The organism is Phocaeicola acetigenes (assembly GCF_027529745.1).
In the GTDB taxonomy this organism is placed as follows: Bacteria; Bacteroidota; Bacteroidia; order Bacteroidales; family Bacteroidaceae; genus Phocaeicola; species Phocaeicola acetigenes.
This window is the reverse complement of record NZ_JAPZVM010000013.1, coordinates 15,473-37,331: the sequence shown is the minus strand read 5'-3', so window position 1 is coordinate 37,331 and position 21,859 is coordinate 15,473. Positions and strand designations below refer to the sequence as shown.

General features: G+C 33.4%; 20 protein-coding genes. 16 read left to right on the top strand and 4 right to left on the bottom strand.

Features of this window, described 5'->3' with window-relative positions; genetic code table 11:
- Window positions 1-36 precede the first annotated feature (36 nt).
- The 4 genes from O6P32_RS12500 to O6P32_RS12485 form a co-directional block, all read right to left on the bottom strand.
- Window positions 37-1,782, bottom strand: coding sequence for a GNAT family N-acetyltransferase (locus O6P32_RS12500; protein ID WP_269878853.1), 1,746 nt, complete (start codon window positions 1,780-1,782; stop codon window positions 37-39).
- Between the two features lie 85 nt (window positions 1,783-1,867).
- On the bottom strand, window positions 1,868-3,169 hold the full coding sequence (locus O6P32_RS12495) for a PDDEXK-like family protein (RefSeq protein WP_269878852.1): 1,302 nt from the start codon (window positions 3,167-3,169) through the stop codon (window positions 1,868-1,870).
- Window positions 3,166-4,425, bottom strand: coding sequence for a YqiA/YcfP family alpha/beta fold hydrolase (locus O6P32_RS12490; RefSeq protein WP_269878849.1), 1,260 nt, complete (start codon window positions 4,423-4,425; stop codon window positions 3,166-3,168). Before O6P32_RS12490 ends, O6P32_RS12495 begins: the two co-directional genes overlap by 4 nt.
- 249 nt (window positions 4,426-4,674) lie before the next feature.
- A complete protein-coding gene (locus tag O6P32_RS12485; RefSeq protein ID WP_269878848.1) occupies window positions 4,675-5,061 on the bottom strand; it encodes a (deoxy)nucleoside triphosphate pyrophosphohydrolase in 387 nt (128 codons plus the stop codon).
- A 383-nt stretch (window positions 5,062-5,444) separates the two neighbouring features.
- Here O6P32_RS12485 and O6P32_RS12480 point away from each other — a divergent pair, with 383 nt between their 5' ends.
- The 16 genes from O6P32_RS12480 (at window position 5,445) to O6P32_RS12405 (ending at window position 21,813) form a co-directional block, all read left to right on the top strand.
- On the top strand, window positions 5,445-6,653 hold the full coding sequence (locus O6P32_RS12480; protein ID WP_269878847.1) for a tyrosine-type recombinase/integrase: 1,209 nt from the start codon (window positions 5,445-5,447) through the stop codon (window positions 6,651-6,653).
- Between the two features lie 550 nt (window positions 6,654-7,203).
- Complete coding sequence (locus tag O6P32_RS12475; protein WP_269878844.1) at window positions 7,204-8,217, top strand: transcriptional regulator; 1,014 nt, start codon at window positions 7,204-7,206, stop codon at window positions 8,215-8,217.
- Window positions 8,218-8,343: 126 nt separating this feature from the next.
- The gene (locus O6P32_RS12470) at window positions 8,344-8,736 is read left to right on the top strand and encodes a GtrA family protein (RefSeq protein ID WP_269878843.1); all 393 of its coding nucleotides are present in this window, start codon (window positions 8,344-8,346) and stop codon (window positions 8,734-8,736) included.
- Between the two features lie 132 nt (window positions 8,737-8,868).
- Window positions 8,869-10,185, top strand: coding sequence for a hypothetical protein (locus O6P32_RS12465; protein ID WP_269878842.1), 1,317 nt, complete (start codon window positions 8,869-8,871; stop codon window positions 10,183-10,185).
- On the top strand, window positions 10,175-11,068 hold the full coding sequence (locus tag O6P32_RS12460; RefSeq protein WP_269878840.1) for a decaprenyl-phosphate phosphoribosyltransferase: 894 nt from the start codon (window positions 10,175-10,177) through the stop codon (window positions 11,066-11,068). Before O6P32_RS12465 ends, O6P32_RS12460 begins: the two co-directional genes overlap by 11 nt.
- Window positions 11,069-11,071: 3 nt before the next feature.
- Window positions 11,072-11,674, top strand: coding sequence for an HAD family hydrolase (locus tag O6P32_RS12455; protein WP_269878838.1), 603 nt, complete (start codon window positions 11,072-11,074; stop codon window positions 11,672-11,674).
- A gap of 434 nt (window positions 11,675-12,108) precedes the next feature.
- Entirely contained in the window at window positions 12,109-13,548 is a 1,440-nt protein-coding gene (locus O6P32_RS12450; RefSeq protein WP_269878837.1) for a lipopolysaccharide biosynthesis protein, read from the top strand.
- A 3-nt stretch (window positions 13,549-13,551) separates the two neighbouring features.
- Window positions 13,552-14,658: a DegT/DnrJ/EryC1/StrS family aminotransferase gene (locus O6P32_RS12445; RefSeq protein WP_269878836.1), complete on the top strand. Its 1,107-nt coding sequence runs from the start codon at window positions 13,552-13,554 to the stop codon at window positions 14,656-14,658.
- A complete protein-coding gene (locus O6P32_RS12440) occupies window positions 14,655-15,068 on the top strand; it encodes a GNAT family N-acetyltransferase (protein ID WP_269878835.1) in 414 nt (137 codons plus the stop codon). The genes O6P32_RS12445 and O6P32_RS12440 overlap by 4 nt, the downstream gene beginning before the upstream one ends.
- Before the next feature lie 7 nt (window positions 15,069-15,075).
- A complete protein-coding gene (locus tag O6P32_RS12435) occupies window positions 15,076-16,029 on the top strand; it encodes an ATP-grasp domain-containing protein (RefSeq protein ID WP_269878834.1) in 954 nt (317 codons plus the stop codon).
- A gap of 237 nt (window positions 16,030-16,266) precedes the next feature.
- Window positions 16,267-17,133, top strand: coding sequence for an acyltransferase (locus O6P32_RS13640; protein WP_332909939.1), 867 nt, complete (start codon window positions 16,267-16,269; stop codon window positions 17,131-17,133).
- Between the two features lie 56 nt (window positions 17,134-17,189).
- Window positions 17,190-18,137, top strand: a complete 948-nt coding sequence (locus tag O6P32_RS12425; RefSeq protein ID WP_269878832.1) for a glycosyltransferase family 2 protein — start codon at window positions 17,190-17,192, stop codon at window positions 18,135-18,137.
- A complete protein-coding gene (locus O6P32_RS12420; RefSeq protein ID WP_269878831.1) occupies window positions 18,134-19,141 on the top strand; it encodes a hypothetical protein in 1,008 nt (335 codons plus the stop codon). The genes O6P32_RS12425 and O6P32_RS12420 overlap by 4 nt, the downstream gene beginning before the upstream one ends.
- A 40-nt stretch (window positions 19,142-19,181) precedes the next feature.
- Window positions 19,182-19,679, top strand: a complete 498-nt coding sequence (locus tag O6P32_RS12415) for an acyltransferase (RefSeq protein WP_269878829.1) — start codon at window positions 19,182-19,184, stop codon at window positions 19,677-19,679.
- Window positions 19,680-19,794: 115 nt separating this feature from the next.
- A complete protein-coding gene (locus O6P32_RS12410) occupies window positions 19,795-20,922 on the top strand; it encodes a glycosyltransferase family 4 protein (protein ID WP_269878828.1) in 1,128 nt (375 codons plus the stop codon).
- A 12-nt stretch (window positions 20,923-20,934) separates the two neighbouring features.
- Window positions 20,935-21,813 carry a glycosyltransferase family 2 protein gene (locus tag O6P32_RS12405; RefSeq protein WP_269878827.1) on the top strand — a complete coding sequence of 293 codons (879 nt, stop codon included), beginning with the start codon at window positions 20,935-20,937 and terminating at the stop codon, window positions 21,811-21,813.
- The last annotated feature ends 46 nt before the right edge of the window (window positions 21,814-21,859 follow it).

The window sequence follows — 21,859 nt, the reverse complement described above, 5'->3', positions numbered from 1 at the left end:
TTCTAGCTTTAATTAAGCATACTAAATCCTTATTCACTACTGTAAAAGTCCTCTGTATAAAGATGGAGTATAAACATTACCTATGAAGCAATATAGCTCAGTCACATCGCAGTGTCTCTCATGTTCTATAGTAAAAAATCCCAAAGCATCAGGATTACTTGTTACTGTGCCATGATTTAGTTGCAATCCTATATATGGAATAGGAGATGCAGATGATATGGTAACGAATTCAATTTGGCAATCATACTTATCCTCTAACATGTTTTTGTTTAGATTCTTCTCTTTTATCTCATCTTGTCTGTTAGTAGCTCTCATCAACCATTCCTTTACGGTCTCATTAGTATTTAGTTGACTTTTTATCAGATTCCTAACTTCTTGATGATAGCTTTGCTCAAGTCCATAAAACTCGATTATTTCCTGTTTAAACAGGGCTTTAGGTATGTTCAATTCTTTGTCTGAAGGCACTTTACCCATGATATTACATTCATCAATAATGGCCCTCAGAATATCAATAGTAGAAATTTCAAGTGTATCTACCAGTTTCAGAACATCTACTTTAAGAGTAGGATCCAACAGATTATCGTCTATCACTTCGTTGATTGCTTTTACTGAAAGATTGCCGAACTCCTTGATATAACGTATCCGTCCTGGTCGTCCTAATAGGTTTTCATCAACGGTAAGTTTGTTGGTCGTAAGAAGATAAAGTTTGCGTGTATTGTTGTAAACACCATCAATCATTTTCAGTAAAACCTCCTGTTCCTCTTTGAAGGTCTTTTCAGCTTCATCGATGAGGATGATACATTCAAAGCACAACGACTGGATAAACTCCAGCATTCCTTCTATAGGATTGGAGATAACAATTACTGGTAAACCCATCCGGTTGCTTAGTAATTTGGCTGCGATAGTTTTTCCTGTTCCTTTTAAACCATTGAATATAACTCCAAGATTTTTGTTGTTATTTATAAAGAGTTCAGATGACCATGTCTTAATGATTCGTTGCATAATCTGCTCACACTCGAGGTCGTAAATCTTGAAGTTAAAGGTAAATGTTTCGTCTATTTTCTCCAGGCCAAGTCTTTTGGTTTGAAAATCTTCATGAATTCTGAATACTCCATTCCCTGGAGCAGGGAGAAGAGTGGCATGACCGGGGATGGGGTATAGAATACCATTGCTATTAATCCATTTCTGCTTTTCCATCCATTGGATGAATGCTTTTTTGTGTTGTTTACCTGGATTGAGATATTCTTCTTTTTCAAGTATATAAACTTCTAAATCAGCTATTTCACCACAACCGGTAACACTACATTTACGCTCCAGATTTTTGAAAATGAATCCGTTTTTGATAGCAACTCTTCGTGAAGCATCGTTTCTAGGGAAAATACTAATAATAAGCGTATCAGCTTGTCTCTCCATAAACAAATAACGTTTCATGGATTTCACAACCTCTGTCATATAACCCTTACCTCGGAAGTCCTTGTGAAGGAAATAGCAGATCTTATATTCTTGCTTTTCGCCATGAGTGGTACTCACTTTTAGGGATGAAATTTCAAACACTCCTATGACATGCTCCGGTTTCTCTTCTGTGGTTATAACAAACATATTTCCACTGGATATGCCTCTGCGTATTTTACCTTCTGCTTCACTGATATTGTTCATGGGAGTGAATCCTGTTATCATAGCAGTGTCCTTATCCTTCATTAATGTGAAGATCTCCTGTGCATCCTTTACCCGAGGTGTACGGATGATGAGTCTTTCTGTGTGTAGTTTGATTTCCTCTGTCATATAATTAAATCTTTTTGTGATGAATCATTTTTATTCAATTATATTCGGAGACAGAGGAAATTTTCAGTTTAAAATATAATAAATATTAATAAGATAGATTTTGAGTCATTTGTTTTATTGTATTGATGTCGTTTGTGATAGATTCTGCAATCTTAGAAACAGTATCATCCATTTTTGAAAGATTGAATAAGGTTTCAGAATCTAATGTTTTAAATCTTAAATCAGGTGTTAAATCTTTTACACCTAAATACCAGTTTCCACCATCATCGTGTTTATATCCTAAATCTTTTATATTTTCAATTTTTTCAATTAAATCGCCAAAGTCTTCTCTTGTTGATATTCGTCTTCCAAGATTGACATCATTGCTGTCATACTGTTTTTTTCTAATAAAAAAGCCACAAACCATAGGCTCATCTATTCTGATGGCATATCTTATTTCATACTTGCCACAGTCGTTTACGAGAAACTCAAAGCCATATCTTCGGTTGTTGGGCATACCTCCGTAAAAGCCTTTTATACGATTTTTCTTTTTATCCAAGGCATATTTATAAGTATTATCTTCTATTACAGGATAATTTCCTTCCATTTTTTCTTTTAGAAGTTCCCAGAATCTTCTTTGCAGTTCAATCACGCTCATAGTAATTGATTGCCTGATAATTCCTAAATTTTTAATGTATATCGGATTTTCTAATATCAAATTTGTTAATTCTTTTTCCATATCCTTACTTAAAGTTTGGTTTGTCAAATATTTTATCAGATTGATATAATGGCTGATACTTTCTCTTATCAAAGGTTTATTTACAACTTTTTGACGGCATAGTTCCAACCATCTTAGTATATCGTTTTCGTATGAGAGTGTAAAGTAATTTACTCCTTCTTTTAATTCTTTGTCACCACATTTAGCAGTTTTATATTCGTCATGAACAATGCCATCTAATGACAAGTAAAATAGTTCATGCTCAGAGGTCATCTCCTCGGCATAGTTATGATAACGAATTAGTTGGTTTTTTTGGTCGGAAGCATATATTTTATTTTCAATGATAATTGCTTTTTTGTCGACATCAGTTATAAGAATATCTAAACGACCTCCAGTCGTTGTTGTTACTGGACCAATATATTTTTCCCGTTCCACTGTGGCTGTCTCAGTAGAAAAAAACATACCGTTCAGAAACTCATCTGTGAAAAGCTTCAGAAAGACATCTCCCATATGGTGCATTCCTTTGGGGTTTAATAAATCGGCAAGAAAAGCTGAATGTACCCCCGTTTCATTTGAGGTCATATCAATAACTTTGAACAGGTTGTAATTTTCCCCTTTTTCATCTTCCAACTTTTTGTATGTTTGGTTCAGTAAACAAATCTTATCAAATAAAAATTGAAATTCATTCATTTCTCTATTATCATTTTTGCTAAAGGTACAACTATTTTTTTTATAATCTCAAAGTTCAACCGATGTCCCCCTTCAAACCACATAACATTTCGATAATAATTTATATATTCATCATATCCATGTACCAAAGTGTCTTGGCTTCCAAACAGAGCGTATGTATTTTTTATGTCGTATGCTGTTATATCCGCAAATTGATTAGCTTCTATGGCCTGGTAGTTATCACATAACTCTGAAGTTATTTCATATTGAGTTTCTCCATTTTTACGTGGATTCAGAAAATCGTGTACTCCCAGTTGTGTACGCATGAATTCAGAAACGTGAAATGCCGGATTCACAAGTATCTTTTTATACCCCCTGAGTTGCTGGGCAAACATGCCTCCCATTGAGGAACCGATGATAAATTCGGGTTTATACAACTCACATAACTCTGTCAGTATGGTTAATGCCTCCTGCGGTTGGATGGGCAAATCCGGAGACAATACTTCATATTGGGGGAGAAGTTTGCGTAAGTAACCTACAGTAGAAGAGGCTCCTGAAGAAGAAAGTCCATGAATATACATCACACTTGGGAGCATAGAAAATTCTGTTGTTTCATGGTTCCATAACAGGTAAATAATTTCAGGACTATTATCGTGATAGGTTATAAACTTTGTTTTACCATATATCACTTCGCCATTAGTGTCATATTCATATATTCTGAAATAATCACCCCGATAGATACAAGTCAGGTTGATGTCTTCCAGGTCATTCAAAGAAAGCTCTCTGAAATTGTTTGGAGTCAAAAAACAGGAAGCCTCATTTTGACATCTGTTTAGCTGACTCAGTCCGATAACAGCTATATTGCAATCCTTTGCCAAGGATTTTAATTCCCGTACAATAGCTTGCATTTCAGCATTTCGGTCAGATGACGGATTGTCACTGGTCATTAGTTGGATATAGTCCACAATAATATAATCTGGCTGATAGTGTTCAATCTGTTTACGCATATAGATAGTATTAAACTTCTCCCATCTGTCATCCACTATTATATTGCTGACTATACCGTTATATTCTTCTATGTCGATTTGGAGTTTATATCTTTTAGCCAACTGTTGTTCTTGCAATTCTGCTGAGAAATAGATACATTTTTTACTTTGTTTGGCAAGGCTGATAGTAAGAGAGATAGCGAAAGATGTTTTTCCTATAGCTGGGCGGCCGCCAACCAATGTAAGTTTTCCTTTCGGAAAACTCTTTTCAATAAATTTTTCTGTGAGCATAGCTTTAAATGTTTATAAGTTTTATTCAATTATACTCATTGGATCATAGAAATTTCATTTTTCTATAATTATTTTCGTTTTTATTGAAAATTCCCCATAGAAATGTATGTTGAGTTTTAAATAAGCTATGAAAATATGATAAGTAGTATAGTTGATGTTATTCTTTTCAATCTATTATTTTGATTCCACTTTACCATTTTATCAAAAAGGTTAAATTATAGAGTCAAATAAACTCCGTATAACTATAAGCTATACGGAGCCTCTTAGCGTTTCTACCACTTTTATATCAGCAGGAAGCCACTGTACGGAGTGGAGTTGCTCTTTCAGCAGCCACCGTGCATTTTCATGTTCTTTTATGATAGGATCTTGAGAGTCTATGGAGCAAAGGAAACAATGCATTGTCAGATGGAAGTTGGGGTAATCGTACTCAACTGTCGTCAAAAATGAATCTAGGCAAATACTCAAATCAAGTTCTTCTCTGATTTCCCGTTTTAAGGCTTCTTCCCGACTTTCGCCAGGCTCTATTTTCCCACCAGGAAACTCCCAAAAGTCTTTAAACTCCCCATAACCACGCTGGCAGGCAAAATACTTATTATTGCGGCAGATAATAGCTGCCACTACTTCTATTCTCTTCATCTATTTTATAAGATTTATAAAACTGTAAATACCTTTTTTCAGTCTCTCTATTAAAATCGTGTGTATAATAGCTGATTCTTTACTACAGGTTTATGGACAGCGAGATTGAACAGTATTGAATTGTTGGATAGTAGTGGTGCCTCCCTATGATTCTGCTCCATATAGACATAAGTTCAAATTAAAAAAGTTTGTTTGCTCCGATTTAAGGGTTTTTCATATACATTAAACAGTCTACAAATGTATAGAAAAAATACAAGTAAAACGTTTTTTTATAAATTAAGTTTACTATTCCCCTTTGGAAGGTGTGTGACTGTGTCACTGCCAACTGTTTTTATTCTGTTGCGAATGTCTTATATTACACATTGTATTAAAAACAATAAGATATGGCAACAATAAAAGTAAAATTTCGTCCTTCTTCTGTCAGTACAAAAGAAGGGGTAGTCTTCTACCAAGTCATTCACGCCCGTGTAGTACGGCAAATTTCCACCGGTTATAAACTCTTCCCCTCCGAGTGGGATGATAAGACATCTGCTGTTTCCTTATTCCAATGTCCATACGGACGCTATGATTATCTGTTATCTGTGCAGAAGCGTATCGAGGAAGATACCTCTTGCTTGCAGCGCATCATTGTTCGTTTCGACCGTTGTGGCCGGCATTATACAGCCGATCATGTCGTACAGGCCTATTGTTCGAAAGGAGAAAACGGCGATTTCTTTTCATTCGCGGATGAACTGATTAAGCATATGCACTATGCAGGTAGGGAACGTACGGCCGAAACCTATACTACTACTTTAAATAGCTTCATGCGTTTCTTCAAAAACCGCAGAGACCTGTATTTAGACGAAATCGATTCCAATTTAATGATTGCATACGAATCCTATCTTAAGTCCACAGGCTTAACCCAGAATACCACTTCTTTTTATATGCGCAATCTTCGCGCTGTCTACAATCGTGCTGTCGATTGCGAACTGACCGTTCAGCGATATCCGTTCAAATATGTATATACCGGTATCGATAAAACCGTGAAGCGTGCCGTTTCCGAAAAAATAGTCCGTAAGATAAGAGATCTGGACTTAACCCTCCATCCATCCTTAGATTATGCCCGAGACATGTTCATGTTCAGCTTTTACACCCGAGGCATGTCCTTTATAGACATGGCCTATCTCACGAAGAAAAATTTGCAAGGTGGCATTCTATCCTATCGCCGGCATAAAACCAATCAGCAGCTTTTCATTAAGTGGGAAAAACCGATGCAGGCCATTCTCGACAAATACGATACCAGTTCCAGTCCCTATTTGCTGCCGATTATCAAAAATCCCCATACAGATCCCCGGCGCCAATATAAAACAGCCACCCATTTCGTAAACGATAAACTGAAGAAAATAGGTCGTTTACTCGATGTGCCGGTTGTACTGACTACCTATGTGGCACGCCATGCCTGGGCCAGTATAGCCAAAAGCAAAAACATTTCTTTGTCAGTCATTAGCGAAGCTATGGGGCACGATTCAGAGAATACCACCCGTATTTACCTTGCTTCATTGGACACCTCTTTAGTCGATAAAGCCAATCGTCTGATCATCAATCTGATTTAGCGATATACATTATTAACCATATAACGTAAAAAAAAGATACGTTATATGGTTAATGTGAGGCGATTATTTATTGTGGATTATGGAGTGTATCTCTTTTTAAGAGAAGTATTATTATGCGACAAAGATATAAAATAATATTAATATCAAATCTATTTCGTTCTCTTTTTAAGAGAAATAAAGCCCTTATAAATACCCATAAAAGCAGCTAATTAAATGATTTATAGCTAAGAAAAAAATCAACATCTGTTGTAAAACATTTGGACTCGTTTTAAAAAAATTATTATTTCTGTTGGTTTCTAGTTATAATTGATAGAATTATTTATCTTTGTCGCATAATAATACTTCTCTTAAAAAGAGAGTGATTGAAAAATCCTCTTATTTTACAGAAGTAGGACGTGTTTTTTAGATAAAACTAGACAATGAAAAACGTGTTACACTCAGTTAGTTGGGGAAGGTTTTCGTCATATTTACCAAGTAAAAAGACAAACCGTTACATAAATTAGAGAGAGTATCGATGTCACTGGATAGTACAGAAACTTTTTCTAACGTCATGGAAGACACACCAAAGAACGAGACTAAACTATTAGGCCCGGAAGGTGAAATATATCCAAGACAAAAGACTTTTTCATCTTGGTGTTACCTTTTCGTACATCATACCAAAGTAGAAAACGTAACCCAAAAGTTGGAGAAGAAATTCAACGTATTTGTTCATAAGCGAATCCTTTATAAAAAAGAAAAAGGGCATATCTATCAGGAAGAGAAACCCACAATAACCGGTCTTGTTTTCATACAAGGAGAACCATGTGTCATTCAGGAGTATCTCAGCCAGAATTATTTTGGACTTTATCTGGTAAACGATTGCAGCACCGGAAAGATAGCTGTCATCCCCGATAGCGTGATGCAACCTTTCATGCAGCTCTCCCGTCTGGATGCACATCGAATCCGTTTTATGCCCCATTCCTTAGACTATTATGCAGAAGGCCATACGTTAGTGCGTATTACTTCCGGCATTCTGGCAGGTATGGAAGGCTATCAGGTACGAATTGCCAAAGACCGCTGTCTTATCACCTCCATTGGAGGCATTACAGTAGCCATTGGAAAAGTAAATAAGGAAAGTTTCGAGAATATAGACCAATATATCCGGCAGCGTAGGGAAGAGCAAAACGAAGAATCACTTGTTCGCGATGTAGAACTCACACCGGTTCAGTCGGAAATCAACAAATGTTTCTTCCATCCTAAAAACCAGCTCGATGTGGTAGCCATAGCCGGATGTCTGCATTCCTGGATTATCAAAGCACGCATGCATATCGATACTGAAAAACTGTCGGAAGCTGCAGAAATAGCCTTGTTTCTTTTAGAAGAGGTCGGAAACCGTTTCCACTCCATATACGACAGTCCTCAAATAGGATCCTTCAAGGAACTGACCTACGTCTGTGCCGAAGCCTCTTGTATCCTGTCCGATGTAGTCTCCCATTTCCATGCGTCCGAAGACCTGGTACAGTACATCGAAACTCAGATACAGTCCATAACGGTCCGTTATCCTTTTCTTCCGATAGATAGATAATACCTGTTTCATGGAAAAAGCTTCCTGTAGCAAGAAAAGATACAGATTGTTCTGCGATAGAGTAATATAAAGTACCAAATACTCTATAAGCAAAATCACTTGCAGAGGAAATAAGTAATCTATTCTATGGAATCAATAAAACTAAAAGAATTTATTCGTTTTGGTATTGTAGGATGTGTAGCTACCATTATTCATTACGCTATCTATCTTTTGTTAAATCTATGGCTTAATACCACAATAGCTTATTCAATAGGGTATTTAGTTAGTTTTATTGGTAACTTTTATTTCTCAAATCGATATACATTCCGAACAAAGCCCTCTTTTAAGAAAAGTTTGGGGTTTGGATTAAGTCATATTATTAATTATTTGCTTCAGGTAGGTCTTTTGTATGCTTTCATCACTTTAGGTGTGAAAGAACAATATGCTCCTATTCCGGTATATGCAATTGCAGTTCCAGTAAATTTTTTTCTTGTGAGATATGCGCTGAAATGCTCCCCGGGGCAGACTTATTCGGAATAGAAAAACTTAAGAAATCTCAGCGTGCGATTGTCCGATGATTTATACATTAGGCGTATAAAACTTTTATACTACCTGGCAAATGAATAATTAGCTAAGAGGGTAATCGTTAGTCTAACAATTGAATTTATATAGATGAAATATCTTGTTTTTACTAAAGACAGACTTTTTAGTCTTGTTTTTTATTCATATTGCCTCTTATTGGTGTTTGAACTTATATTAAGGTTTGTAAAGTCAGTATCACCAGTGGCTTATTTGGGGGGATTTTTAGATTTTTCAATAAGCGATTGGCTCATCAATTATGAGGCAGGTTTTGTTCGTAGAGGACTTTGGGGACAATTGTTTTTTTATCTGTATGATTGCTGGGGTATCAATGTTGGTTATTTGGTGTATACCTTATCCTATATTTTCTTATTCTTGTTCCTGTATATTTTTTTACGTGAATGGAAACGGAATAATTTGTCTTTATTCTTGTTGCCCTCTGTTTGTCTGATTGGTGCGTTTGCTATGTCCGATTTAAGATGGTATAGGAGGGATATTCTCATATTCCTGTTTATCTGGTATATATTTATCTGCTACAGGTCTTTCTTAAAGGGGAGTAAGATTCATTTGATTCTTCTCTATATATTATCTGCTGTAGCTATATTGTCTCACGAGGCGTCATTTTTCTATTTCTTACCTATATTGGGATTGCATTATTTCCTTTTTGTGAAGAAAGAAAATAACCTGCTTGCATCAATAGTGAAAGCGAGTCTTTTTATGTTGCCGGGTTTGCTTGTTATGTTCATCTGTGTCATATATAAAGGAGATGGTACAATGGCAGATTCTATATGGCATTCTTGGGATAATTACTTTATATCCGAGTTTGGGTCAATTTTTCCTATGGGAGCTGGTTGCAGAGCTTTAGGATGGGATGGTATGGATACATTTAAGATGCACCTGAATGGTAATTATATGGATAAAACTTTAGGTGTATACCGATTCTGTATATGGCCTTTTATTTTTATTGCTATTTATTATTTGCTGATTCAGCTCAATAAGGTTAAGATTGGAGTTAAAAATAGTATCATAGAGGACAAGCTGTTTATGATGAATCTCTCTAATGTTTTAGTGTTACAGTTTATCTTTCTCTTACCCATGTTTACTGTTTTGTCTTGTGATTTTAGACGGGTTATTTTGTATTGGACAATATCTTCTTTCCTTTTTTGTTTCGCATTGCGGAGTAATTGTTTGAAACTTCTTAATGTGAAAGTATTCTCAAATAAATTACAGACATTTAACAGGGTTCTTACATCTGGTATTTTGGGTAAGAAAAGTTTTTATATTATTGTATTCTGTTTTTTAGGTGTTCCTTCTTACGGTTTCAGTTATATGAATGCATTTATATCAAGTGTATTGGGAAATATCTGGTATGCACTGAGTTATACAATTAGTTATATTTATGGTGCGTGATGTTTTGGAGTTAATTCGCCCTCATCAGTGGCTGAAGAATTTATTTATCTTTTTGCCGGTCTTTTTCGGAGGAAAGCTGTTTGATTTTAACAGCCAAGTGTTATGTTTAATAGCTTTCATTGCTTATAGCTTGGCGAGCAGTAGTATTTATTGTCTGAATGATATTCTGGACAGGAAGGCAGATGCTTTACATCCCCAAAAAAAGTATCGCCCTATAGCCAGTGGTAGGGTGCCATTGTCTTGGGGATATGCTTTGGTATTTTTGCTGTTGTTTGTCTCTGGAGGTGTGTTAACTTGTTCCAGATTTTATGTGCAGGACATCCTTTGTTTACAGGCAGCTGCCCTTATAGGATTCTATTATATCTTGAATATATTTTATTGCTTATATCTTAAGCATATTGCCTTAATTGATGTGATGGTTATTGCAACAGGATTTGTATTGAGAATCTTTGTAGGAGGAAGTATTACAGGGATAGCCTTGTCTCATTGGATAATTATTATGACTTTTCTGCTTGCTCTCTTTTTAGCTTTTGCAAAAAGAAGAGATGATGTGCTTGTTTATAAACAAACGGGCAACAAACCGAGAGCCAATATTGAACGCTATAATGAAACTTTTCTGAATCAGATTATTACAGTAATTGTAGCTGTGATAGTAGTGGTATATCTGTTGTATTGTGTTTCTCCGGAAGTAATGGAGCGTATGAACAGTAGTAATGTGTATATTACAGCTGCTTTTGTGTTACTGGGATTATTGCGATATCTTCAGGTAGTTTTAGTTGATGAGAAAAGTGGAAGTCCCACTAAGGTTTTAATGTCGGATCATTTTCTACAAATGACTATTTTAGGATGGATAATCTCTTTTATAATCATATTGTATTTATAAAAGATGAAAAGGAAAATTGCAGTTTTTGATTTTGACGGGACAATAACCAATAAGGACACCTTATTGGAGTTTATCCGTTACACTAAGGGAAGCGTGGGTTTGTGGATGACGTTTTTACTCTTTAGCCCTTTGCTGATTTGCTATAAAATGAAGCTATATCCTAACTGGAAGATTAAAGAATTAATATTCTCTTTTTTATATAAAGGAGTTACCAGAAAAGAGTTCGATAAGCTATGTACATGTTTTTTTCAGTTTAAAGGTATTTCTTTAATACGTTGGGATGCGCGTGAGAAAATACTGTCCTTACAGAAAGAAGGATATGAAATATTAATTATCTCTGCAAGTATTGAGGATTGGGTGAAACCCTTTGCTGAATATCTGAATGCGTCAACGCTGCTGGCAACAATACCAGAGTTTGACCGTCAGGATAAACTAACAGGATACTTTCAGAATAAGAATTGTTTCGGCAAAGAAAAAGTAAATCGTTTGCTTAATCTTTATCCTAATAGAGAGGATTATGAGTTAATTGCTTTTGGAGATAGTAGGGGAGATCGTGATTTGTTGGATTTTGCCGATCAAGGATATTATAGAGTATTCACCAAATAGCATATTAATTGACTTGAACTTGTAGCTTAATAATTATTAAGTCACTTGATTGTACACTTATTTCAGGTAGGAAGTATAATAGGAATACTTTTTAACTTGTGTTTATTATAGAAACCAATGTTAAAATAAGATTATTTTCCGCTACATTAACTTTATCAATATTTTGGTAAATTTTTACCGAAGTTTTCTGTACCCTGTACGATGTAGTCACCCATTCTCATACATCCGAAGACTTGGTACAGTACATCAAAACTCAGATACAGTCCATAACGGTCCGTTATCCGTTTCTTCCGATAGATAGATAATATGTACCATGAGTTTATGGTGGAAAAGTTTCTTATAGCGATGAAAACAATATAAATTGCTCTGTGATAGAGCAGTATAAAGAACTAAATGCTCTATCTATAAGCAAAATCACTTATAGGAAAATAAGTATGGTGAAAGGTGAATCTTTAAAGAAAAAAACTGTAAACGGCGTGATGTGGAGTGCTATAGACCGTTTCTCTACGCAAGGAATACAGTTTGTTTTCAGTATACTGATAGCACGTCTTTTAATGCCTTCCGACTATGGCGTGATTGCGATGCTTGGTATATTTCTTTCCGTTTCACAGGCTTTTATAGATAGCGGTTTCAGTACAGCTCTTGTTCAAAAGGTCAATCGTACAGAAACAGATTTCTCTACAGTATTCTATTTCAATATAGTAGTAGCAATATTTTTCTATATTTTATTGTGGTTTGCTGCTCCTTTTATTGCATCATTCTACAATATCCCCATGCTGGAAGATGTAACAAGAGTAGTATCCTTGATGCTTGTTTTTTCATCTCTTTCAGGCATTCAAAGTGCAAAGTTATCCATAGCTATAAATTTCAAGACACGTGCTAAGATATCCGTAATATCAGCTGTTTCTACCGGTTGTTTAGGATTATATCTTGCTTACAACGGATATGGAGCCTGGGCACTGGTGCTACAGATGGTATTTTCTTCTTTGCTTGGCACCATATTATTATGGTACTTTGTACGTTGGATTCCCAAATTAATCTTTTCTTGGCAGTCTTTCAGGCAGTTATTTTCTTTTGGATCAAAATTGTTGGCATCCGGATTGCTCGATACAATTTATAATAACATCTATACCCTTGTGATAGGAAAAGTTTATTCGTCATTCGCATTAGGTTTGTACTCACGTGCATCAGGTTTTGCACAATATCCGTCTTCCAACATAACCGGAGTACTGCAAGGGGTTACGTTTCCCGTGCTTTGTTCTATTCAGAATGATGAACAACGTTTAGCTGATGCTTATAAAAGGTTTATCCGTATGTCTGCATTTATAATATTCCCCTTAATGGTAGGTTTGGCAGCGGTAGCCGATCCTTTTATCAGGGTAGTGCTTACTGATAAGTGGGAAGGAGCCATATATCTTTTACAGATAGTCTGCTTTTCAATGATGTGGTATCCCATACATGCTATCAATCTTAACCTACTTCAGGTAAAAGGTCGTTCAGATTATTTTCTGAAATTGGAGGTTATCAAGAAAATACAGGGTGTGTGTATCTTATGTATCACCGTTCCTTTCAGTATTGTAGCCATGTGTTACGGTAGTGTGGTCACATCCTTGCTTTCATTGGTATGGAATACCTATTATACCAACCGGCTTATCGGGTATGGCTTTTTTAGTCAGATAAAGGATCTATCACATATACTTATACATTCGCTTGTTATGGGAGGTATAGTTCTGTTTACTATATCTTTGGTGGAAATAACGTGGGCCAAACTTATAGCAGGAATATTGGTCGGGGGAATATATTATATATGGGGAGCATATTTAATGCGTTTTGATGAACTTAAAGAGGTTTTGTCAATAATAAAACGGAAATAATATATGGCAGAAAAACAGATTACAGTGACATCGCCCTTGATGCCATCATTAGAAGAATTTAACACATATCTTGAAGATATATGGAAGAGAAAATGGATTACAAACAACGGATACTATCATAAAGAGCTTGAAAAAGCCCTTTGCGAATATCTCGGAGTTCCATATATAAGTCTTTTTACAAACGGAACATTGCCGTTGATTACGGCATTACAAGCCCTGCGTATAACAGGAGAAGTTATCACTACACCTTTCAGTTTTGTGGCTACCACACATTCATTATGGTGGAATGGCATAAAGCCTGTTTTTGTAGATATAGACCCTGTGACTTGCAATCTCAACCCCGAAAAGATAGAAGCAGCCATTACACCGCGTACTACAGCTATCATGCCCGTACATGTATATGGAAATCCCTGTGATACAAAACGAATACAGGATATTGCCGACAAGTACGGCTTGAAAGTAATATACGATGCAGCTCACGCTTTTGGAGTACGGGTAAACGGAGAATCAGTCCTTAATGCCGGAGACATGTCTACACTTAGTTTTCATGCTACAAAGGTATACAATACCATCGAGGGAGGAGCATTGGTGATGCACGATGAGCAGACTAAGAAACGTATCGATTATCTCAAGAATTTCGGATTTGCCGGAGAAACAGAGGTTGTAGCACCTGGTATAAATAGCAAGATGGACGAAATGCGTGCTGCTTACGGACTTCTTAACCTGAAACAGGTAGATAAGGCTATCGAATGGCGCAAGCATGTGGCAGAATTGTATCGTGCTGCGTTAAAGGATGTAGAAGGAATCACATTTTTCAATGATATACCCGGTGTAACACACAACTATGCATATTTCCCCATATTCGTGAATGCAGAAAAATACGGTATGACCCGTGATGAACTATATTTCAAGATGAAGGAACATAACGTATTGGGTCGAAGATATTTCTATCCTTTGATTAGTTCATTCTCTACCTATCGTGGACTGGAATCTGCTAATAAGGACAATCTGCCTGTCGCAACCGAAAAGGCCGAGCAGGTGATTTGCCTGCCAATGTATTATGGACTGAGTGATGAGGATATAGAAGAAATATTAAAATTGATAATATGATAGATAAGAGTATATTATTTAACTTTCTGAAATCTATAGATAAAGATTTTAATCCTCATTTGTCAGAAAAGGTTGATTTAAAAGAGTATATAGATAAGATTTTGGAAAAAGCCTACTTGATTCATTATAATAATGACGGTAATCTTATTGGATTGTTAGTTTTGTATTGTAATGATTTTGAAAATAAAAAAGCTTATATTCCTTTAGTTGGTGTGTTAGATGGTTTTAGAGGAAATGGTGTGGCTAGAAAAATGATGTTAGAATGCTTGAACTATGTAAATCTGAAAGGTTTTAAAATCATTGGAATACATTCTAATAATCCTATTGCCATAGATTTATATAGAAGATTGGGCTTTAGAATTATAAATATAGATAGCAATAAAAGGGTATATATGGAATTAATATTATAATTATATTATGGATAATAATATATTGGTTACAGCTATAGGATCATTTTCTGCAGATTGTGTAATAACAAATCTGCTCAATAATAATTATAAAGTAATAGGATGTGATATATATACTCCAGAATGGCATTGGGTCTCACAGAAATGTTTTAAGACATATCAGGTTCCATTAGCAACAGATGAAAGTTATGTTGGTGCATTATTGAATATTTGTAAGATTGAAAATGTAAGTTATATATTTCCATTAACAGATGTAGAGATAGATGTTTTAAATAAAAATCGTTCTATTTTTCAAGAAAATAATATTATTCTTTGTATTCAATCAGAAAAGTGTCTTTCTTATGTAAGAAATAAATTATTGTTAAGTGAATTTTTTAAGAAAGATAGTAAAGTAAAGATACCACGTTTTTTCAGTAAGAAGGATAATATAATAGAATTTCCGATACCTGCTATTGCAAAACCAGTCAATGGTAGAAGTAGTGAAGGTATAATTAAAATTAACACTATAGAAGAATTAAACAGAGAAAGAATAAAAGCAAATTATATTATCCAACAATACATAGATGGAAATGTTTATACTGTTGATTATGTGAGAGATGAGTTTGGTAATAGTTTTGCTATTCCACGTGAAGAATTAATTCGTACAAAAAATGGAGCAGGGATTACTGTAAGGGTTCTGTATGATGAGAATTTAATTAATATTGTATCTTATATTGGTAATAAATTAAATGTGGTAGGATGTATAAATATGGAATTTATACTCCATGACGCAGATTATTATCTCATAGATATCAATCCTCGTTTTTCAGCTGGGGTAGCATTTAGTAATTTTGTAGGCTATGATATGGTTATATCACATCTTAATTGTTTTTTGGGAAAAGAAATTTTATCTAAGATTGAGTTTAAAGAGCAGATTATAACTAAACATTATCAAGAAAAACTTTTATGGAAAAATAAATTGTAATATTCTTCTTATTTATATAAAATATAGAGTTGTAAAATTTTGTGGAATATGACATTTAATGAGCGGAATACAAATTTAGAGTTTTATCGAGTGATAGTTATGCTATTAATAGTTGCTCATCATTATGTTGTAAATTCTGGTTTGATGACAATAATGGAAGATAATCCTTTTTCTGTACGTAGTATATTCTTCTATTTATTTGGAGCATGAAGAAAAACCGGTATTAATTGTTTTGTCTTGATTACCGGATACTTTATGTGTAAATCTCAAATAACCGTCCAAAAATTTCTTAAACTTCTGTTTGAGGTTTTATTCTATAATATTTTGATCTATTTCGTGTTTGTTGCTTGTAAATATGAAAAATTTTCATTGGGTGGGGTAATAAATATAATTCCATGTAGATATTTATGTGATAATTTTACAAGTTGTTTCTTGATTTTTTATTTGTGTATTCCATTTCTTAATATATTGATAAATAATTTAGAGCAAAAGAAACATGGTTTGTTAATTCTTTTAAGTCTGTTTATATATACCTTGCATTCTTCTTTCCCTTATATGGGAGTTAATATGAATTATGTTTCTTGGTTTATAGTGCTATATTTCATATCATCGTACATTCGTCTTTATCCATGCAAGTATGATAGGAATACAATGTTTTGGATGATATGTACAATATTATGTATTATCTTGTCTGTAGTAAGTATAATAAGTATTTTGTGGGTGAATGTAAGATTTGGTAAAGATATATTTCCTTATCGCATGCTATCAGATAGTAATGTGATATTGGCGTTGCTTACAGCAGTTTGCAGTTTTATGTGGTTTAAGAATATAAAACTTCCTCAAAGTAAATATATAAATATGGTAGGAGGGTCTACATTCGGTGTGTTGTTGATTCATGCTAATAGTGATACAATGAGACGATGGCTGTGGCAGGATTTATTGGATAACGTAGGGCATTATAGTGATGAATATTTTTGGATGAGACCTATTGTGGCTGTTTTTTGTATATTTATTGTTTGCATTGTTATCGACCGATTACGTATTGTTTTTATTGAACATCCTTTGTTTACTTATATGAAAAATAAAGTTTTAGATGTATTATAAAAAAAGTGCTTATTGGAATTCATTTTATCCATATTATTTTTTCATAGAATAAATTTATGTCATTCTTTAAAGAAAATCCATTGGTAACAGTTGCTATCCCAGCTTATAAAAGAGAATATTTATATAATGCAATAGAGTCAGTCTTAAATCAAAGTTATAGTAATCTTGAATTAATTATTGTTGATGATCATTCGCCTGAGAATTTAAAAGACATTGTGTCTTCTTTTAAAGATGAAAGGATTAAGTATTATGTGAACCAAAACAATATCGGAAAATTTAATCCTGTCAATAATTGGAATAAATGTTTGTCATATGCTCGTGGAGAATTTTTTGCATTATTATGTGATGATGATGTATATGAACCTAATTTTATTGAAGAAATGCTGTATTTAGCATATAAATATCCTTTTATAAATGTTTTTAGAGCTAGAGCAGAGATAATAGATAGTAATGGTTATGTCATAGATTATTACCCTTCTTCGCCTGAATTGGAAACCTGTTTTGATTATGTTTGGCATGTTGTTCATCAATTAAGGAGACAGACTATTTCTGAATTTATGTATAGATTAAAAAGAATTAAATATTGTAATGGGTATTATTCTTTTCCTTATGCATGGTATTCTGATTATTTTTCGGTATTTAGGTTTTCTCTTGATGAAGGAATTGGTTCTACATCAAAAATATTAGTAAAGTTTAGGATGAGTGGAATTAATATTACATCATTAGGTGGTTATAAACTTTATGCATTATTAGAAGCTATTAATGATTTTGATAGGGAAATGAAAAAGTTTATTGATGCAAATTTTCATGATAAAGAAAAATATTTATCTGCTGCCTTAAAAAGAAGAATATATGAGGATAAAATGGGATTGTTATATGAAACAAGCTGGAAGCTTTTTTTTAGAAGTTTTCTTTTGAGAAAAAAATATGCCATTGTTTTAAAAATGCTATTTCGTGTGTTATTTATGAGAATTTCTAAAGCGGTTAAATCTTCTTTCTTATGATAAAAAGGATAATAATCTTAAATAGTTATGATTATTTTGGTGGAACTTTGGTATTATCTACTTTATGTAGATTTTTGATAAAAAAAGGATATGATGCTAGACTTTTTATGGTACATGATTTTCCTACTTCAAAAGTAAATAAACTGAAGTTTTGGTATTCATGGCTTAGAAACATTTGTGTATATAATATAAAAAAGATTATTTATTTTTTTGCAAAAAATACGAAATATGCTAAGTCAACTTTTTTTAATTCTGTAGCATTAAATCATACATATGGTTGCAAAATTCAGTATTCACCTTTCTTTAATCGAAAAAATACCCTCGTTTTATATCCGGAATATCTTTACGGGAATGTTTTGGGGGGAAAAAGTGTTGTAAGGTGGTTATTGTATTTTTATAAATATTCTAATGAAAAAGAAGCCTATTCTAATGATGATTTATTTCTTTGTTACAGGGAAAAATTTAATTCGTATGATTTAAATCCAGAATGTAAAGAAGTGAAAATAAATGTATTTGATTCAAAATTATATTATCAATATAATTTTGGTGATAGAAAAGAAAAATGTTATTTAATAAGAAAAGGTAGAGGACGAAAAGATTTACCGGAATGTTTTGATGGTGAAGTTATTGATTATGGAACATCTGAGTGTGAAATTAATAGAATATTTAACGAATATAAATATTGTTATATATATGATACTCAAACATTCTACTCAGTAATAGCATCAGTCTGCGGTTGTATTCCTATTGTAATGGTGGAAGAAGGTAAAAGTCGATTTGATTATTTAGGGGAGAATGATAAAATCGGCTATGGTATAGCATATGGTGATAATTCAGAAGAAATAAATTTTGCGATATCTACAAGAGATAAGTTATTACAGTCTTTAGATTACGAAAAGAATAATGATTTAAATGTGGAAAAATTTATTTCTTATGTTGAAGATTATTTTTCATGTAAATTGAAAAAAAATGATGTTATTGCAAAAACTAAGAACTTTAGTTAGGATTATACATTTGTTTTGTATTCGTTGTAAGTATCATGCTATGATACGTGAAAAGGGAGGTTATGTACAGCGTAAAGGATTAATGTTAGATATAGATGGAAATTTTATTTTTGGTAATAATTTAATTATAAATACAATAGGAGTTGATATTTTTACAAAGTCTCATATTGTTGTATGTCAAAATGCTGTATTATCTATTGGCAATAATTCTGGAATTACTTCAACTGCTATTTATTGTGCAGAAAAGATTGAGATAGGTAACTATGTAAATATAGGAGCCGGATGTTTGATAATGGATACAAATTTTCATAGTACAAATTGGGAGATTAGAATGGATAGGAAGAAAGACATAATCAATGCTAAGACAGCTCCGGTAAAAATAGATGATTTTGTCTTTATAGGTGCTCGTTCTATCATTTGCAAAGGAGTTCATATTGGCGAAAAATCATTAGTTGCAGCAGGTAGTGTAGTTGTAAAAGATATACCTGCAGGTGAGTTGTGGGGAGGGAATCCGGCTAAGTTTATAAAGAAAATATAAATTTGGATAGTTGGTATTCAACAATGATTATCACTTTAGAAGATCTGGTCAGAAAATGTATTCAATGAAATGAGAATGTGTATGCATAAAGATTTTCTTTCTTGAAATTTGAAAAATGAAAATAGGTTATATTTGTAGTTCTAATCCCTTTCAGGATAAAAAAGCTTGGAGCGGGAGTATATATAAGTTAAGGGAAAGTATAGAAAATGCTGGCTACGAAGTCGTTTGGATTCCTTATAAATCAGCCTCTTTTAAGATTCGTTTAGTCCTTTATATACTTCGTTATTTCCTTCGTGGAAAAATAACAGCCTATATGCAGAATCGATGGTTTTATAAATTATGTGCTAATTCTATAAATGAAAAGAGTGAAAAGTTTCAACAATGTGATTGTTTCTTTTTTCCAGGTGGGGCTCAAATTGCTCTTTTTTTAAAGACAGATAAGCCTATATTTTATTATGCAGATGCTAGCTTTAGAAATATGTTAAATTATTATTGGAAAGGGGTACATCCTTGGATTGTGAGAGAAGCTAATCTGCTTGAATGGAAAGCTATTCATAGAGCTACAATAAATATTAGAGCATCTAAATGGGCGACAGATTCTGTAATAAATGATTATGGCTTTGATATTAATCGAACTTTTGTGTTACCATTAGGACCTACATTAGAATCTAAAGATTTACTTCCGGTAGATCCTTATAATGGCGGCATTCTAAATGTGTTGTTTTCCGGAGTAGAATGGGAACGGAAGGGAGGCGATGTAGCTGTTAACTCTGTTGATAGATTAAATCAATTGGGTATAAAAGCTAAATTGGTAATAGTTGGTATCCGTGAGTTGCCTTTAGAATATAAAGAGTTGCCTTTTATAGAGTGTGTAGGCTTTCTTGATAAGAATGTAGAGAATCAGTATCAACAATATATTAAAACAATTAAGCGATGTAATATATTACTTTTACCTACAAAGGCAGAATGTGCAGGAATAGTGTTTAGTGAAGCTTCTGCTTTTGGATTGCCTATATTTACATACGATACAGGAGGAATAGGTGATTATGTATTTAATGGAATAAATGGTTATAGACTACCTGTTGGATCAAATTACGTTGATTTTGCAGATTGTATAAAGCGGGTAATAGATTCAAATGAAATGTTGAAATTACATCAAGGAGGAATACAAGTTTATTCTCAGAAGCTTGATTGGAAAGTATGGTCAGATTCATTCAGAGAAATTATAGAGAAAGTAATTTAGTATTTTTATACGATGAAAGAACAATTAAAAATTAGTATTATTACTATTAATTATAATAATAAGAACGGTTTGAAGCGGACTATAGAAAGTGTTGTTTCTCAAACTTATCCTTTTATTGAATATATAGTAATTGATGGTAACTCGATTGATGGAAGTAAAGAAGTTATCGAAAAATATAAAGATCGTATATCATATTGGGTAAGTGAACCGGATAGTGGTATATATAATGCCATGAATAAAGGAGTAGAAAAAGCGACAGGCGACTATTTTCTTTTTTTGAATTCTGGTGATTCTTTACATTCATGTGATTCAATTTCTGATTGTATAGATTATTTAATAGATGGTGAAGATTTGATAATGGGACAGGTTCTTATACAGCCTTCAGGAATAATAGGCTGGAATGATCTTAAGTTTCCGATTACAATGTACGATTTTTATGTGTATGGTCCTGTGCCACATCAGGCTTGCTTTATTAAAAGTTCATTATTTGAAAATATACGATATGATGAAAATCTTAAGATAGTAAGTGACTGGAAATTTTTTATGCAGGCTATTATTTTTAATGAATGTACATATAAAATAATAAAATATATTGTTTCGGATTTTGAAGAGGGGGGAATTAGTTCGAATAAATATTCTTGTGATTTAGAAAGGGAATTGGTTTTAAAACAATTATTGCCTAAAAATATATTGGTTGACTATATACATTTTTCAAGAGGAAAAAATTTTATTGAGGAAAGTGATTATGATTCTTTTTTTTATGAATTAAAAAAATACAATTATAAATGTTGTAAGATTGTATACTCTTTTTCTGTTGTATTAGTCAAGTTATTGTCCGTATTCAAAAAAAGTCTTCGATTTTCATTAAAATACCCTAATAAATTGTTTTAAAATCATGTGTAAGGTTTCAGCTGTTGTATTTAGAATCTCAAAACAA

Bases quoted from the DNA above. Each gene is read 5' to 3' on its own strand.
- O6P32_RS12500 (WP_269878853.1), bottom strand. From the start codon at position 1,782: ATGACAGAGGAAATCAAACTACACACAGAAAGACTCATCATCCGTACA.
- O6P32_RS12495 (WP_269878852.1), bottom strand. From the start codon at position 3,169: ATGAATGAATTTCAATTTTTATTTGATAAGATTTGTTTACTGAACCAA.
- O6P32_RS12490 (WP_269878849.1), bottom strand. From the start codon at position 4,425: ATGCTCACAGAAAAATTTATTGAAAAGAGTTTTCCGAAAGGAAAACTT.
- O6P32_RS12485 (WP_269878848.1), bottom strand. From the start codon at position 5,061: ATGAAGAGAATAGAAGTAGTGGCAGCTATTATCTGCCGCAATAATAAG.
- O6P32_RS12480 (WP_269878847.1), top strand. From the start codon at position 5,445: ATGGCAACAATAAAAGTAAAATTTCGTCCTTCTTCTGTCAGTACAAAA.
- O6P32_RS12475 (WP_269878844.1), top strand. From the start codon at position 7,204: ATGGAAGACACACCAAAGAACGAGACTAAACTATTAGGCCCGGAAGGT.
- O6P32_RS12470 (WP_269878843.1), top strand. From the start codon at position 8,344: ATGGAATCAATAAAACTAAAAGAATTTATTCGTTTTGGTATTGTAGGA.
- O6P32_RS12465 (WP_269878842.1), top strand. From the start codon at position 8,869: ATGAAATATCTTGTTTTTACTAAAGACAGACTTTTTAGTCTTGTTTTT.
- O6P32_RS12460 (WP_269878840.1), top strand. From the start codon at position 10,175: ATGGTGCGTGATGTTTTGGAGTTAATTCGCCCTCATCAGTGGCTGAAG.
- O6P32_RS12455 (WP_269878838.1), top strand. From the start codon at position 11,072: ATGAAAAGGAAAATTGCAGTTTTTGATTTTGACGGGACAATAACCAAT.
- O6P32_RS12450 (WP_269878837.1), top strand. From the start codon at position 12,109: ATGGTGAAAGGTGAATCTTTAAAGAAAAAAACTGTAAACGGCGTGATG.
- O6P32_RS12445 (WP_269878836.1), top strand. From the start codon at position 13,552: ATGGCAGAAAAACAGATTACAGTGACATCGCCCTTGATGCCATCATTA.
- O6P32_RS12440 (WP_269878835.1), top strand. From the start codon at position 14,655: ATGATAGATAAGAGTATATTATTTAACTTTCTGAAATCTATAGATAAA.
- O6P32_RS12435 (WP_269878834.1), top strand. From the start codon at position 15,076: ATGGATAATAATATATTGGTTACAGCTATAGGATCATTTTCTGCAGAT.
- O6P32_RS12425 (WP_269878832.1), top strand. From the start codon at position 17,190: ATGTCATTCTTTAAAGAAAATCCATTGGTAACAGTTGCTATCCCAGCT.
- O6P32_RS12420 (WP_269878831.1), top strand. From the start codon at position 18,134: ATGATAAAAAGGATAATAATCTTAAATAGTTATGATTATTTTGGTGGA.
- O6P32_RS12415 (WP_269878829.1), top strand. From the start codon at position 19,182: ATGATACGTGAAAAGGGAGGTTATGTACAGCGTAAAGGATTAATGTTA.
- O6P32_RS12410 (WP_269878828.1), top strand. From the start codon at position 19,795: ATGAAAATAGGTTATATTTGTAGTTCTAATCCCTTTCAGGATAAAAAA.
- O6P32_RS12405 (WP_269878827.1), top strand. From the start codon at position 20,935: ATGAAAGAACAATTAAAAATTAGTATTATTACTATTAATTATAATAAT.